Raw genomic sequence first — 14,611 nt, 5'->3', positions numbered from 1 at the left:
ACATAACCTGAGAGAAGGAACCCTATGATCACCGGAGACATGGAGAAGCTCTATCCCTCCGCGAAGACCCTCGTGAAGGACTGCGTGGCCAGCCGCATCCACGGCAAGGACGCCACCCTGTACGACTTCTCCGACGAGGCGCGCGCCTGCGCCGAGAGCTTCATGGGATGGACGGACCTGGCCAGCCATCCCGCCTGCTCGCTTGAGCGCATCCAGGAGTTCGCCGACGAGGCGGTGGCCGGTGGCATCAACACCGTGGTGCTCATCGGCCAGGGCGGCTCCACCCAGGCGCCCATGACCATCACCAAGTACAACAAGCAGGATCACAACCGCGTGACGTTCCGCACGCTGGACTCCGACTCGCCGGTGCGCCTGCGCGAGGTGCTGGCCACGGCCGATCCGCGCACGACGCTCATTATCATCTCGTCGAAGAGCGGCGGCACCATCGAGCCGCGCCTGGTGCTCTCAGCCCTGCGCGACGCCTTCGCCCAGGTGATGCCCGCCGACGAGCTGGCCCGGCACCTGGTGGCCGTCACCGATCCCGGCTCGGAGCTTGAGCGCCAGGCTGCCGAGGAGGGCTGGGCGGCCGTGTTCTCCGGCGAGCCCACCGTGGGCGGCCGCTTCTCGGCGCTTTCCGTGTTCGGCCTGCTGCCGGCGGCGCTGGCCGGCATCGACCTGCGCTCGTTCATGGACCACGCCATCGAGGCCGAGCGCCTCTGCAGCGAGGATGCCATCGACAACCCGGCCATCAACCTGGCCGCGTTCCTCTATGACAACTACCTGAAGGGCCGCAACAAGTTCTCGTTCCTCACGCCTAAGCGCGGGCGCGTGCTGGGCCTGTGGATCGAGCAGCTGGTGGCCGAGTCGCTCGGCAAGGACGGCCAAGGCATCCTGCCGAACATCGAGATAGACACGCTGCTGCTCACCGCCGATCCGGGCGACCGCAGCGTCATCATGTACCAGACCAAGGCCGACCTGTGGGACGAGTCCAAGAACTTCGAGATGTCGCTCGCCTACATCGACCCGTCCATCCCGCGCCAGCACTACCGCATCGACTCGGTGGAGGAGCTGGCCGAGCACTTCATCATGTGGGAGTACGCCATCGCCATGTGCGGCTACCTGATGAAGGTGTGTCCCTTCGACCAGCCCGACGTGGCCTCGGCCAAGGCCGTGGTGCTCGACATCCTGCGCGACGGCCAGCCGGCGCCCGACTTCACGCAGGATTTCATCGACGATGTGCACATGGGCGAGGCGGAGGTGCGCCTGGCGCCGCTGTTTGCGGACTGCACGGACGTACGCGGCGCGCTGCGGGCGCTCCTGGGCAGCATCAAGCCAGGGGATTTCTTCGCGCTCAACGCGTTTCTGCCGTTCACGGGCGAGGGCCGGCGCGAGGCGCTTGAGGCCATCCGCCATGACGTGGCCGAGTCCTTCGGCGTGGTGTCGTGCTTGGAGGTGGGGCCGCGCTACCTGCACTCCACCGGCCAGCTCCAGAAGGGCGGCCCCAACTGCGGCGTGTTCCTCATCCTGTCGGCCGACGAGCTGAAGGACGTGCCGCTGGCCCGCGAGGCCGAGAGCCTGGGCGCGCTTGCCAAGGCGCAGGCGTCCGGCGACCTCATCACCCTGGCCGATCGCGGTCGACGCTGCGTGCACCTGCACCTGCCCGACAACTCCGGCGTGACCCTGCGCTGCCTGGCCGAGGTGGTGAACGGGGTGATCGCCGACCTCTTGGTAGATCGCGCCCTCGAGGCGGGCGAGTAGGCGAAGACGCTGACGCGCGGCCGGCCTCGACGGGCGGCCGCGCTTTTCTCTGATGGGAGGGTGCCCTCATGGTCGAGGCGCTGGACATTCAGGTACGCGGTATCGTGCAAGGGGTGGGGTTCCGCCCCTTCGTTTATCGCATGGCAAAGAAATACCTGATCAATGGATGGGTTTTGAACGCTGCCGACGGCGTGACCATCCATGCGGAAGGCGAGTCGAAGCTGCTCGACGAGTTCGTGATGGAGCTGTCGGACAACGCGCCGGCCGCCGCGCAGGTGACCGAGATAGACCTGCGCGAGGTGCCGCTGGAGGGCTTTGACTCCTTTGAGATCCGCTTCTCAGACGAGGGCGCGGTGGAGAAGACGACGCTTGTCTCGCCGGAGCTGGCTACCTGCGACGACTGCGTGGCGGAGCTGCTCAATCCCAACGACCGCCGCTACCGCTATCCGTTCATCAACTGCACCAACTGCGGGCCGCGCTTTACCATCATCGACCGGCTGCCCTACGATCGCGCCAAGACGTCGATGCGCGGCTTCCCTCTGTGCGAGCGCTGCGCTGCCGAGTACGCCGACCCGCTCGACCGCCGCTTCCACGCCCAGCCCAACGCCTGCTTCGCGTGCGGGCCGGCGGTTTCGTGGGTGGAAGCCGTGGGGGCCGCGGAAGATGCGGCGGCCGCGGGCGTGGAAGGCGCCGATGCCGCGGGCGCGGCCCCGGGCGCGGGTGCGGAGGGCGCGGCGGGCGACGATGCCGCGGGCGCGGGCCTGGGGCGTCCGGCGCGCACGGCGGCGGGGCTGGCCATCCGCTGGGGCGCCACGCGCGAGGAATCCGACGCCATCCTGGCCCGCGCGGTGGAGATGCTCCTGGCGGGGAAGGTACTGGCCGTGAAGGGGCTCGGCGGGTTCCACCTGGTGTGCGACGCCAACAACCCCGCCGCGGTGGCGCTGCTGCGCGCCCGCAAGCGCCGCGAGGGCAAGGCCTTCGCGGTGATGGCGGCTGATGCGGACGCCGCGCGGGCGGTGTGCGAGGTGGACGCGGCCGAGGAGGCCGTGCTGGCCGCGCCGGCGCGCCCCATCGTGCTGCTGCGCAAGCGCCCGGACGCCGTGTTTGCCCCCGGGCTGGCCGACAAGCTGACCGAGCTGGGCGTGATGCTTCCCTACACGCCGGTGCAGCACCTGCTGATGCACGACTTCGCCGAGGCGTGGCGGGCGGCCGCGGGCGGGGAGGGAGGTTCGGACGCGGACGCCTCCGCGGCGGCCTTGGCGGCCAATCCGCCGCTGCTGGTGATGACCTCGGGCAACTTGCATGACGAGCCCATCGTCATCGACGACGAGGACGCCTACGAGCGCCTGGCCGCGGTGGCCGACGGCTTTTTGGGCAACGACCGCCCCATCCTCACGCGCTTCGACGACTCGGTGGTGAGGGTCATCAGCGCGGGGAGCGCCGGCGACGCGGTGCAGGTGATCCGCCGAGCTCGCGGCTTCGCGCCGCTGCCCATCGAGGTGCCCCTGGTGAAGGCGGCCGAGGAGGCTCGCGCCGGTGCGCCGGAGGCCGGCGAGGCCCTTGCGCCTGCGGCGTCCCCCGACATCTTCGCCACCGGGCCCGAGCAGAAGAACACCTTCGCGTTGCTGCGCGGAGCCGAGGCCTTCGTCTCCCAGCATATCGGCGATATGGAGAACGCCGACGTCTATGACGCGTGGCTGGCCGCCAAGCGCCGCTTCGAGGGGCTCTTCGAGGTGGAGCCGGGGCTTGTCGCCTGCGACCTGCATCCGGAGTACCTCACCTCGAAATGGGCCGCTGATCAGGACATTCCCGTTATTCGGGTGCAGCATCACCATGCCCATGTGGTGTCGGTGATGGCTGAGCACGGACTGTCTGATGCGGTGTGCGGCATCGCCTTCGACGGCACGGGCTATGGCCCTGACGGCGCCATCTGGGGCGGCGAGGTGCTGCTGGCCAACCCGGCGGCCTTCGAGCGCTTCGGCAACTTCGCCTACGTGCCCATGCCCGGCGGCGCGGCGGCCATCAAGCACCCGCTGCGCATGGCCTATGGCGCGCTGTGGGCCTTCGATTTGCTTGACCATCCCGGCGCGGCTCCGGCCCTGGAGGCCTTGGGCGCCGATACGGCCGGCCTGTGCGACCAGATGATCGAGCGCGGCCTCAACACGCCCATGACCTCGTCGGTCGGTCGGCTCTTCGACGCCGCGAGCGCGCTGCTGGGCCTGTGCCTCGCGCCGGCCTACGAAGGCGAGGGCGCCATCCTGCTTGAGGCCGCCATCGAGGGCCGCGTGCCCTCGGCCTTCGCCGACCGGCTGTCCGCGGCCCCGGCCGACGTTGCCGCGCGCGCGGCGGTCAGCGCCCGCGTGGACGAGCCGGCTGCCCAGGCGGCGCGCGACGAGACAGCCGACGACCTGGCCGCTGCCGAGCGCTATGCCGTCACGGTGACCAAGAACGTGGCCACCGAGGCCAGCACTGCCGAGGACACGTCGGTCGTGCTCTTCGACGCGGCGCCCACCTTCACCGCGCTGCTCGACGACTTCGCCACCGGCGTGCCCGTGTCCGTCATCGCGCGGCGCTTCCACGACGCCATGGCGAGCGCCGTGGTTATGGCGGCCGAGCTGGTGCGCGCCCTCTACGGCATCGACGTGGTGGCGCTTTCGGGCGGCGTGTTCATGAACCGCTACCTCGTCGAGCGCGTGCTCGCGCAGCTTGAGGCCGCCGGCTTTACCACCGCGGTCAACCGCGACCTGCCGCCCAACGACGGATGCATCTCGCTTGGCCAGGCTGTGGTAGCATGGGCCAAAACCACGGGCGGGGACGTCGCGGCGTCGTAGCCCTCGCGTCTCGGGCGCTCTTGTGCGCGCGGGGCTCCGGGGCGGACGCGCCGCATCCGCCGTACCCGCCGTCGAGAGAAAGCGTGCGAGCCTATGTGCCTGGCTATTCCGGCGAAGGTGACCGAGATGGGGGAGGGCGGTCTCGCGACCGTCGACATCCTGGGGGTCACCCGCGAGATTTCCGTTGACCTGACTCCGTCTGCCCAGGTGGGAAGCTACGTGCTCGTGCACGCGGGCTTCGCCATCGAGGTGGTGGACGAGCAGTTCGCCCAAGAGACCATCGACCTCATCCGCCAGTTCCCCGAGCTGGTGGCTGACGACCTGTCCGCTGCCGACGTAGCCGTTCCGACCGCTGCGGCCGCGCCTGGCGCGACGGCGACCGCCTCGGTGCGGGCCGCCTTGGCTGAGGACTAGCCATGGCCGACCTCGCAGACGAGCTGAAGGCGTTCAAGGATCCCGCGCTGGCGCGCGGCCTGGTGGAGTCCATTCGCGCCTGGGCGCCTGGGGGCGCCACCCTCATGGAGGTGTGCGGCACCCATACGGTGGCCATCGCGCGCAACGGCATCCGCGGGCTCATGCCCGAGGGCGTGCGCCTGGCGTCCGGCCCCGGCTGTCCGGTGTGCGTCACCTCGAACCACGACATCGACAAGGTGATAGCGCTCGCGCGCGTGCCCGAGGTGACCATTGCCACCTTCGGCGATATGACGCGCGTGCCGGGATCGACCTCCAGCCTGCTGGCCGAGCAGGCCGCGGGGCGCGCGGTGGAGATCGTGTACTCGCCGCTTGACGCGCTGCGCCTGGCGCAGGACAACCCCGACCGCCAGGTGGTGTTCGTGGGCGTGGGCTTCGAGACCACCACGCCACTCGTAGCCATGGCCATCAAGCGCGCCAAGGCCGCGGGCCTGCGCAACTTCACCGTCTACGGCGCGCATAAGAACATGCCCGGCGCGCTGGAGGCCATCATCAACGATCCGCAGCTCAAGGTGGATGCGCTTATCCTGCCGGGCCACGTGAGCACCATCATCGGCGTGGAGCCCTACCGCTTCCTGGCCGAGAAGTACGGCATTCCCGGCGTCATCACCGGGTTCGAGCCGGTGGACGTGCTGCAGGGCATCGCCATGCTCATGCGCCAGCTCCACGAGGGGCGTGCCGACATCGAGATCGCCTACGCGCGCGGCGTCATGCCCGAGGGCAACCCCGTGGCCATGGCCGCCATCGACGAGGTGTTCGAGACCTGCACCGCCACCTGGCGCGGTCTGGGCGACATCCTCGGCAGCGGCTACCGCATCCGTGAGGAGTTCGCCGAGTTCGACGCGCTGCGCCGCTTTTCGCCGGAGGTGGAGCCCACCGTGGAGCACCGCGGCTGCCGCTGCGGCGACGTCCTGCGCGGCATCATGGCGCCGAGCGACTGCCCGCTGTTCCGCACCGTCTGCACGCCGGAGAACCCGGTCGGCCCCTGCATGGTGAGCAGCGAGGGAAGCTGCGCGGCGTACTTCCGGTATTACTAGGCGCCGGGAAGCGGCGTGCCCCAGGTAGCGGGGGCGTTGGGGAGCGGCGTGCCCCGGATGGCGGCGGCGCCGGAGCGGCGGTATGCCCCGGGTAGCGGAGGCGTTGGGAAGCGATGCGCCCCGGACGGCAGGACGCCCAGGTGGCGGCGTGCCCCGGACTGCGGCGGCGTTGGGAGGCGGCGCGTCCCGGGCTGCGGGGGCGCTGGGTCGCGGAGGCGTTGGGAAGCGGCGCGTCCCAGGCTGAGAAGGCGCTGGGTCGCGGCGCCAGGTGGCCGGCTCGCTCGGGCGGAGGCGTGGCCCGGATGGCGGCGGCGCCGGACGGCGTAGGCGCTGGGAGGCGGGTGCCCCGGACAGCGGGGGCGCTGCCCCCCCCGAGGCGGGGGTACTGTGGAGGGGCGCCCGAGGTGGCGCGCCCTGACGCTGGTGCGCGTTGGATGGCGAGAGGCTTGGGGGGTGGCGGCGCGAGGACGCCCGGGAAGGCGGGAGCCTTGGTGGCGCTGGGGCGCGGCGGGCGCTCCGAACGCGTGAGACCCTCCTGGGCGCACGGGCTTGTCGTGCGAATGCCTCCTAATCAGATGCCGAAGTTCGTTTTGCCGCGAATACGTGCTGGGCTTCTCGGGGGGGGGGCTTCCTCGGTTCGTGACGGGAGCCACTCCTTTTTCTGCTCGAAAAGAAGATTTCTGGCCAAAAACACTGCGGTTTACGCTGATCTGCGTCTCGATAAGGCTCTGGCGAGTGCGTTTCCCCAGGTCGCCACTGCCTGAAGGCTGCTTGTTCTCCAAGAAGATGCGTAAACCGCAGTGTTTTTGGCCAGAAACTCGGAATCTCGTGGTGCTCGCAGCGGAATGGGCCGGCTTGCCGGACGGCGACCGGGGCTACCGGACTGGCGGGGCGACCGTGGGGACGATTGGGCCGAGTGGTGGCGCCGGGGCGACCGGGGCGACCGTCGGCTGCTCGGCGCGCTAGAACAGCGAGAGCTGGTCGGGATGGGGGCCGCCACCCGGGCCGCTGGCGCGGCTGGGTTCCGGCGCCTCGGCGCGCTCGAGGGCGACGCGCGCCCGGTCAGCCAGCTTGGCTAGCTCGCCTGGCGTGCCGTTAAGCCAGGTGAGCGCCTCGACGGGATTCAGCACGAGTGGCATGCGATGGTGAACGGGTGCCACGACATCGTTGGGTTCGGTGGTGACGATGGTGAAACGGTCGCCCATCCGCAGTCCTGCCAGCAGCAGCGCCCCGTCGCCCGGCCCGGCAAATCGGAACTGTGGCCGTCTTCTCCGCGCGGCCTTATCTGACGCGGCTGCTGCGGAGGAAGATCCCTCGCTCGCGGAGGCGCCGGACGCATCGATGAGCAGCTCGGCGGTCGGCGGCTCGACGCTGCGCGTCTCGAAGAACGCGCGCACGGGCACGAGGCAGCGTCCGTGATCGAGCGCGTCGCGCCACATTGCGCGGCCGGCGAGCGCCGACTCGATACGCGTGTTGAACACAAGTCCCTTCTTCCAGGAGACGTCGATGCCCCAGGTGAGCGCCGATCGGGTCAGTCCGCTGGCCCACGCGGAGAGCGGGCCAAGCGCATCGAGGTCGTCTCCTGCGCCCGCCGCCTTCGTCGCAACGCAGATTTCCGCCCCGCCTCCGCCGTGAGTTTCCCGGGTTCCTTCTCTGACGGAAGCGCCCGCCTCCGCGTTGCCGCCCGCTGCCTCCAGGCTACCTGGCTTCGCGGGAGCGTGCTCTGCGCCGTTGCTCATGAGCGCGCAGGAATGTTTCACGTGAAACATGCGCACGTGGCTAACTTCTTCGTCCGTGCGTTTGCCTTCGGCGTCGGCGACGATAACCCAGCACTCCGAGCCGGGGAAGGCGTCGATGTCCGCGATGTCGCGAGGGCGGTGCAGGGTTGGCAGCGTGTCGTCTGCGACGCTTGGGCCGCCGAGCGCGCCCTCGCCTAGCAGTCGGGCGACCGCGCGCAGGTGCGCGAGCACGCGGTCGACCTCGTCAGGCGTAAGCATGGTGAATCGATGGCACATGGTCGTCCTTCCGTCGCGGGCGCTCGCGGTGCGCCTGCCGACCACTATAATTCTTCCCATGACCACGCGCACTGAAAACGACGACTGCAACTCCATCTCCGCCACGCCTCCGGGCGTGCCGCAGCACGCGAGCCCAACGGGTGGGGAAGAGGGCCCCGCGCACTTCATGTACGTCCTCGAATGTGTGGACGGCTCGCTCTACACAGGGTATGCGGTGGACGTGCGCCGGCGTCTCGAGACCCATAACGCCGGTCGGGGTGCGAAGTACACGCGTGCTCGGCGGCCCGTGAAGCTGCTCGCCTACGCAGGGTTCGCCACCAAGCACGACGCCATGAGCGCCGAGTATCGCTTCAAGCAACTTTCTCGCGATGAGAAGGACGCCCTTCTCGCCGCGGCATCGCGCACTTCCCTTGAGGAAGCCCTGGCGCCCATCCTTGCCTAGCTGATCTCCGTCCTCCGGCGCTCGCAAACGCCGGCCGCGTGGGGCTGGTGCGTCACGAGGCGGAAGGCCGTCTTCCCGTCAGCCTCGCCGTTGCGGCAGCTTGCTCGCTCTTTCCGCTCGCGCTGTGCCGGCAGCCTTGTCCTCCGTCGGCGCGGGGCGCCGTGCGGCTCCCTTCTCCTGAGAGGTGTTGTCCCGAGGTGGTGGATGCCGAGCGACCGCCGCCTGCGCAGCCCCCGCTCGCGATCTCTGCCCCGGCGCCTCGCCGGCCTCGTCGCCCCCCCCTGTGGCTCGCCCCGTCCCACCCGCCGGCCCCGCGACCCCGCCGCGCGCTCCCATTCGCTCGCCAGCCGACCCCGCGACCTCAGCCCTTGCCCAGGCAGCTCTGTTTGCGCCCCTTTTCCCCGCGCTTCGGAAGCCCCGCCCTCTGTCGACGAGGCCCCCTCTCTCCTGAGGGGTGTTGCCAGAGGCGATGGATGCCGGGTGAACCGTTCGTTTTCGGGGAGGGGCAGTGGATGCCGAGCGACTATCGTCTGCGCAATCCTCCCGCTCATCCTTACCTTGGTAGTCCGTCCTCGCCAATGCTGCTCGTGGACGGGAGGCCACCCGTCGGGAGATCGCAAGGCGGCCAACTTGCAGGTGACGTCTCGAACACCGAGAGCGTACGCCGCAGTCGATGACGCGACCGGCGGGGCCCGCGCCATTCGCCGCCAGACCCTCTCCGCCGCGCAAAGCACCCTCCGGCGCTCCTCGGCAGGCGGGCCCCGCATGCCGAGGCCGGCCAGCGTGTTTCACGTGAAACATCGGCCGCCCCGCCGTCTCACCCGCGGCCGGGCCGCCCTGCTGCGCGGATGGCCGTCGCCGGTTCCTCGCTCTCCTCGCCGCCCCCGACCCCTTGCAGCCGAGGCGCTACCTGCCAGGAGGGCGTGCTCGCCCCGGCTCCGGCGCGGCGGGTGCTCCACGTGAGGCACCTCGCCCCCTCCGCCCCCCCCCGCCGCCTTCCGTCCGGCCGAGGCTTCGCTCGCCCCGCGAGCGGCCGCGGGCCGACCCTGCGCCGAGGCTGACCGCCAGCCCCTCCAGGCCGGAGCTCCTCCGCCCAGCTGCCACCACCGCCACGCCCTTCTCGCTCCCCGGCCGACCAGCAGTCCACCCTCTGCGACGACCCCGCCGCGCGAAGCGCTTTCCGGCGCTCCTCGGCGGGCGGATCCCGCATGCCGGGACCGGCCAGCGTGTTTCACGTGAAACATCGGCCGCCCCGCCGCCTCGCCCGCGGCCGGGCCGCCCTGCTGCGCGGATGGCCCCCCGCCAGTCGGGAGGCCCCTCGCGCTGGCGCGCATGCGTATGTTTCACGTGAAACACGCCCCCGTTCCCCGGCCGGCCGCCAGCCCCCAGGCCGGAGCTTTTCCGCTCAGCCGCCCCCCGCCCCCCCCGCCTCGCCGCGTGTTCCCGCCCCCCCATTCGCCCCCCCCGTCCCGCCTGCGGCCCCGCCGCGTGTTCCCGCCCCCCCCCATTCCTCTCGCCTCGCCCGCCCCCGCATTCACTGCAGGCTTCCGCAAAAGTGGCCAAAAACACTACGCTTTACGCCCCCTGGCGGGCGAATAGCGGCTTCCAGGCAATCGCGACCTGGGGAAACGCGCTCCCTGCCCCGTCGACAAGACGCAGATCAGCGTAAACCGCAGTATTTTTGGCCAGAAAACGCCAATCGCCCGTGCGTGCTCGGGGGCGGCGGGGGCCGTGCGCGGTTGCGCGCTGGGACGGGTATCGATTTGGCAACGGCGAACAGAACCCGGTCGGCGATCTTCACCGATATGCCACAAGTTGGGTATCATCTTTCTGTTTCGTTGGGGCTTGATCTGGGAAAGGCGAATGCGGCTCGCGATGGCAAGCGTGGCAGGCGTCATCGTTTTTCCCAGGTCAAGTACGTAAGCAAGAGGAGGCGTGAGATGGAAATCCTCACCGACGTCGCCTTGCTGTCGCGCATCCAGTTCGCGCTGACGGTGGCGTACCATTTCCTGTTCGTCCCGCTTTCGATTGGCCTGGGCCTCATCCTGGCCATCTGCGAGACGCGCTACTACCGCAGCCGCGATGAGCGCGACGCGGCGGCCACCCATTTCTGGGTCAAGATCTTCACCGCCACGTTCGCCATCGGCGTGGCCACGGGCATCACCATGGAGTTCTCGTTCGGCACCAACTGGGCCAACTACTCCCGCTTCGTGGGCGACATCTTCGGCGCGCCGCTGGCGGCTGAGGCCTTGTTCGCGTTCTTCCTGGAGTCGGTGTTCCTGGGCGTGTTGCTGTTCGGCCGCAAGCGCGTGAGCCCGCGGGCCTATATGGTGTCCGCCTGGCTCGTGTGGTTCGGCTCGTGCCTGAGCGCGCTGTGGATCCTCATCGCCAACTCATGGATGCAGACGCCGGCCGGCGCCGCGCTCAACGCTGCGGGCGACGAGGCCATCATCACGGACTTCTTCGCCGCCGCCTTCAATCCCTCCATCTTCGCGCGCTACACCCACACGGTGGACGCGCTGCTCATCATGGGCGCCTTCGTGGCCATGGCCGTGGCGGCGTGGTACCTGCTCAAGGGCCGCCATGCCGACTTCGCCATGAAGATCATGCGCATCGGCGCGGTGGTGGGCATCGTCACCAGCTGCCTCATGATCGTGTTCGCCCATGCGTCGGCCGTGGTGGTGTGGGAAGAGCAGCCCACCAAGCTGGCGATGATGGAGGGCCAGTACGACACGGAGGCACCGCCGCTGTACGCCTTCGGATGGGTCGATGAGGAATCGGGCGAGGTCATTGCCCCGTTCTCCATCCCCGGCGGCACGAGCTTCCTGGCCACGGGCACGTGGGACACCGAGTACCCGGGTCTCAACGACCTGGCTGAGACGGAGAAGTACGGCGCCATGGACCCGGCCGACCTGCCGGTGAACTTCGTGTTCCAGAGCTACCATATCATGGTGGCCATGTACGGCCTCATCATGCTGACGGCCATCTTGGCCATCGTGTTCACCTTCAAGGGCGGGCGCGTGAAGAAGATGCGCTGGCTGCAGAAGCTGCTGCTCATCTCGCCGCTGTTCCCGCTTATCGCCATCAACACCGGCTGGATCACGGCTGAGGTCGGCCGCCAGCCGTGGGTGGTCTACCCGTCGGTTTCGGGCCCCGAGGGCGTCGAGCTGCTCACTGACAACGCCATCTCGATGTCGGTGAGCGCGCCTGAGCTGCTGACGACGCTCGCGCTGTTCGCGCTCGTGTACCTGCTGCTGTTCGTGGGCTGGGCCCGCGTGATCGGCCGCTTCATCAAGGAGGGCCCGGCCGAGCAGCTGGCCGCCGCCGGGGCTGGCGAGGCTGGCGAAGCCGGCGCCGCGGGCGACGCGGTGGTGGAGGCGCTCGAAGAGGCCGTGGCGGAGGAGTCGGCCGCCCCGCGCTCTGCTGCCTCTGGGAAGGACGGTGAGTAGCCATGACCATGACCATCCTGGGCGTCCTGTGGTTCTTCTTGATCTTCGTGCTGATAGCCGGCTACTTCATCCTTGACGGCTTCGACCTGGGCGTGGGCGTGCTCGCTCCGTTCCTGGCGAAGAACGAGGAGGAGAAGGCTCTCATGCGCCGGTCCATCGGGCCGGTGTGGGACGGCAACGAGGTGTGGCTCCTCACGGCGGGCGGCGCGCTGTTCGCGGCGTTCCCCGACGCGTATGCCACCACGTTCTCCGGGTTCTACCTGGCTGTGATGCTCGTGCTCTTCGGCCTGATCGTGCGTGCCGTGTCCTTCGAGTTCCGCGCCGGCGACCCTGGCTGGGCGAAGGTGTGGGACGCGTGTTTCTTCGTGGGGTCGCTGCTGCCGGCGCTGCTGTTCGGCGTGGCGGTGGGCAACATCTACGCGGGCATCCCGATGGACGCCAACGGCGACTACATGGGCGTGCCGCTGCTGGGGCTCATCACCCCGTTCACGCTGCTCACGGGCCTGCTGGGCCTGGCCATGTTCCTCTCGGCCGGCGCCACGTGGACGGCGCTCAAGGCCCCGCTGGGAAGCGACCTCCATCGTCGCGCCCAGGCCCTGCGCGTGCCGCTCCAGGTTGTGGCCGTGCTGCTCTTCGCGGTGGTATCGGTGCTCGGTCACTTCTTCTACGCGCCTGACATGGCGCCTGAGCTGGGCATCCTGCGCTGGCTGTTCGCCGCGCTGTTCCTGGTGACGGTGATCGGCTCGATGGTGGCGGGTCGCGTCGGCAGCCGGAAGGACTGCCCCAAGAGCGACCTGGTGGCCTTCCTCGGCCAGAGCGCCGGCGCGTTCTCGCTGGTGGGGCTGCTCGCGTGCTCGATGTTCCCCTGCCTGGTGGTGGCCTCGCCCGACAGCATCGGGCCCACCATCACCATCTTGAACGCCGCGTCGTCCGAGCTCTCCCTGTTCTGGATGACCGTCATCGTGTGCGTGGGCCTGCCGCTCGTGCTGGTCTACCACGTGGTGATCTACCGCACGTTCCGCGGTCGCGTGACGCCGGAGGACCTGGCTCACTAGGCGGCTCTGCGCAAGAAGGCGGCCTTCGGGTCGCGAGGCTGGCGGGCCGGCTGCGGGTGCTCCGCGGCCGGCCCGTCCTCGTCAGACGCCGGTGGGCGTATAATGCTGACCGGATTCAACAGAGAAAGGGAAAGGCAAGCCCATGGAAGACCAGACCAAAGACCCCCAGAGCAATCCGGAGGCCATCGCCTCCGGCGGCTCGCCCGTTGAGCCCGCGGAGCCGGTGGCCTCCGAGGCGGTGACGCCGGCGGAGCCCGTGGCCGCCCAGGCCGTGACGCCCGCTGATGCGGCCCCCGCGGTTGATAGCAAGATGACCAACAACGTGTCCGGCACGAAGTCCGGCGCCGTGCCGCCCGCGGCCCCGCAGGCCCAGCAGCCCGGCGCTTCGGCCTCCGCGGCGGAGCCCTATGCCGTCGGCGCGGCTCCCGCTCCTGGCGCCCAGCAGCCCGGCGCCGGCGCCGCTGCCCCGCAGCAGCCGGCAAGCCCCTACGCCTCCGCCCAGCCCGGCGCGCCCGCGTCGCCCTACGGCTCGGTGCCTCCGACCCAGCCGGCCCCGTCCGGCTCCGGCAAGGCCACGGGCGCGCTCGTCTGCGGCATTCTGGCCATCGTGCTGTGCGGCACCCCACTCATCGGCATCGTGCTCGGCATCGTGGCCATCGTCATGGGCGGCTCCTACCTCAAGACCTTCGGGCAAGACGGCAAGGCCAAGGCCGGCCGCATCTGCGGCATCGTGGGCGTCGTGCTCTCCGTTCTGCTCTGGGTGTTCGCCATCGGCGCGATGATCTGGGCCTACTCCACCGTGCTCAACACGCCTACGGTGAGCAGCTCGCCGTCGAGCAGCCTCTCGGCGCCCGGCACGAGCAGCACCGACCGCGGCAGCTCGTCGTCCAGCTCCAGCTCGAGCAGCGAGCCGGTCTACGACGAGAACGAGCAGACCGTGCTCGACCTGGTGAGCGCCCAGTTCGACGCGCTCGAGGGCGGCGAGGCCGAGATGATGCAGAAGGTCGCCTCCATCGCGTCCGAGGGCTTCCAGGAGGCCACCGGCGTCACCATGGAGCAGTGCGGCATCGACCCGGTGAACTACGCGCGCCTCATGACCGACGACCTCACCTACGAGATTGACCTGGTGGTGGTCAACGACAAGCAGGGCACCGGCTGGGTGAGCGCGGACGTCACCTGCCGCGACATCTTCGCCGTGCTCGACCTGTTCAACGAGAAGGTCGACGCCTTCGACACCAGCGGCGAGGCCAACGCCATGACCGAGGAGCAGGTGCAGCAGAAGCTGGGCGAGCTGCTCATGGCCGCCGTCACCGAGACCACGACCACCACGGAGGACTACGCCACCATCAACTGCACCCTGGAGAACGGAACCTGGGTGCTCAACGAGGACGATTGGACCGAGGAGCTGGACTACCTCTTCGGCCTGGTGTAGCCGCTCCGGCGCAACGCCATGACACAGCGAAGGGCCCCGCGGGATTCGATCCCGCGGGGCCCTTCGCTGTGTCAGGAGGGAGGGGGCAGCCGACCGCCCGGCCGCCGCCAGCCGACCGCCA

The 14,611-nt window shown here is 69.7% G+C and carries 9 protein-coding genes; 8 read left to right on the top strand and 1 reads right to left on the bottom strand.

What is annotated here, in order from left to right; translation table 11 throughout:
- Positions 1-24 precede the first annotated feature (24 nt).
- The 4 genes from AC6I0Y_RS10930 (at position 25) to hypD (ending at position 6,097) form a co-directional block, all read left to right on the top strand.
- The gene (locus AC6I0Y_RS10930) at positions 25-1,758 is read left to right on the top strand and encodes a phosphoglucose isomerase-related protein (RefSeq protein WP_160709959.1); all 1,734 of its coding nucleotides are present in this window, start codon (positions 25-27) and stop codon (positions 1,756-1,758) included.
- A gap of 68 nt (positions 1,759-1,826) precedes the next feature.
- Positions 1,827-4,589 carry a carbamoyltransferase HypF gene (locus AC6I0Y_RS10925; protein ID WP_497731884.1) on the top strand — a complete coding sequence of 921 codons (2,763 nt, stop codon included), beginning with the start codon at positions 1,827-1,829 and terminating at the stop codon, positions 4,587-4,589.
- Between the two features lie 93 nt (positions 4,590-4,682).
- Positions 4,683-5,003: a HypC/HybG/HupF family hydrogenase formation chaperone gene (locus AC6I0Y_RS10920; RefSeq protein ID WP_497731881.1), complete on the top strand. Its 321-nt coding sequence runs from the start codon at positions 4,683-4,685 to the stop codon at positions 5,001-5,003.
- Between the two features lie 2 nt (positions 5,004-5,005).
- Positions 5,006-6,097, top strand: coding sequence for a hydrogenase formation protein HypD (hypD, locus tag AC6I0Y_RS10915; protein WP_497731880.1), 1,092 nt, complete (start codon positions 5,006-5,008; stop codon positions 6,095-6,097).
- A gap of 962 nt (positions 6,098-7,059) precedes the next feature.
- Here hypD and AC6I0Y_RS10910 read toward each other — a convergent pair.
- The gene (locus AC6I0Y_RS10910) at positions 7,060-8,112 is read right to left on the bottom strand and encodes an SOS response-associated peptidase family protein (RefSeq protein ID WP_497731878.1); all 1,053 of its coding nucleotides are present in this window, start codon (positions 8,110-8,112) and stop codon (positions 7,060-7,062) included.
- Here AC6I0Y_RS10910 and AC6I0Y_RS10905 point away from each other — a divergent pair.
- The 4 genes from AC6I0Y_RS10905 (at position 8,093) to AC6I0Y_RS10890 (ending at position 14,490) form a co-directional block, all read left to right on the top strand.
- On the top strand, positions 8,093-8,554 hold the full coding sequence (locus AC6I0Y_RS10905; protein WP_497731875.1) for a GIY-YIG nuclease family protein: 462 nt from the start codon (positions 8,093-8,095) through the stop codon (positions 8,552-8,554). The genes AC6I0Y_RS10910 and AC6I0Y_RS10905 overlap by 20 nt on opposite strands.
- Before the next feature lie 1,940 nt (positions 8,555-10,494).
- Positions 10,495-12,003, top strand: a complete 1,509-nt coding sequence (locus AC6I0Y_RS10900; protein WP_160710510.1) for a cytochrome ubiquinol oxidase subunit I — start codon at positions 10,495-10,497, stop codon at positions 12,001-12,003.
- Between the two features lie 2 nt (positions 12,004-12,005).
- On the top strand, positions 12,006-13,058 hold the full coding sequence (cydB, locus tag AC6I0Y_RS10895; protein ID WP_370520337.1) for a cytochrome d ubiquinol oxidase subunit II: 1,053 nt from the start codon (positions 12,006-12,008) through the stop codon (positions 13,056-13,058).
- Positions 13,059-13,200: 142 nt separating this feature from the next.
- Positions 13,201-14,490 (top strand): hypothetical protein, encoded by a 1,290-nt coding sequence (locus AC6I0Y_RS10890; RefSeq protein ID WP_497731871.1) that lies wholly within the window; start codon positions 13,201-13,203, stop codon positions 14,488-14,490.
- Positions 14,491-14,611: the final 121 nt, after the last annotated feature.

This window comes from Adlercreutzia sp. St.1H8, from assembly GCF_059728655.1.
Note: the sequence above shows the minus strand (reverse complement) of the source record. Positions and strands in the feature narration are given on the sequence as shown.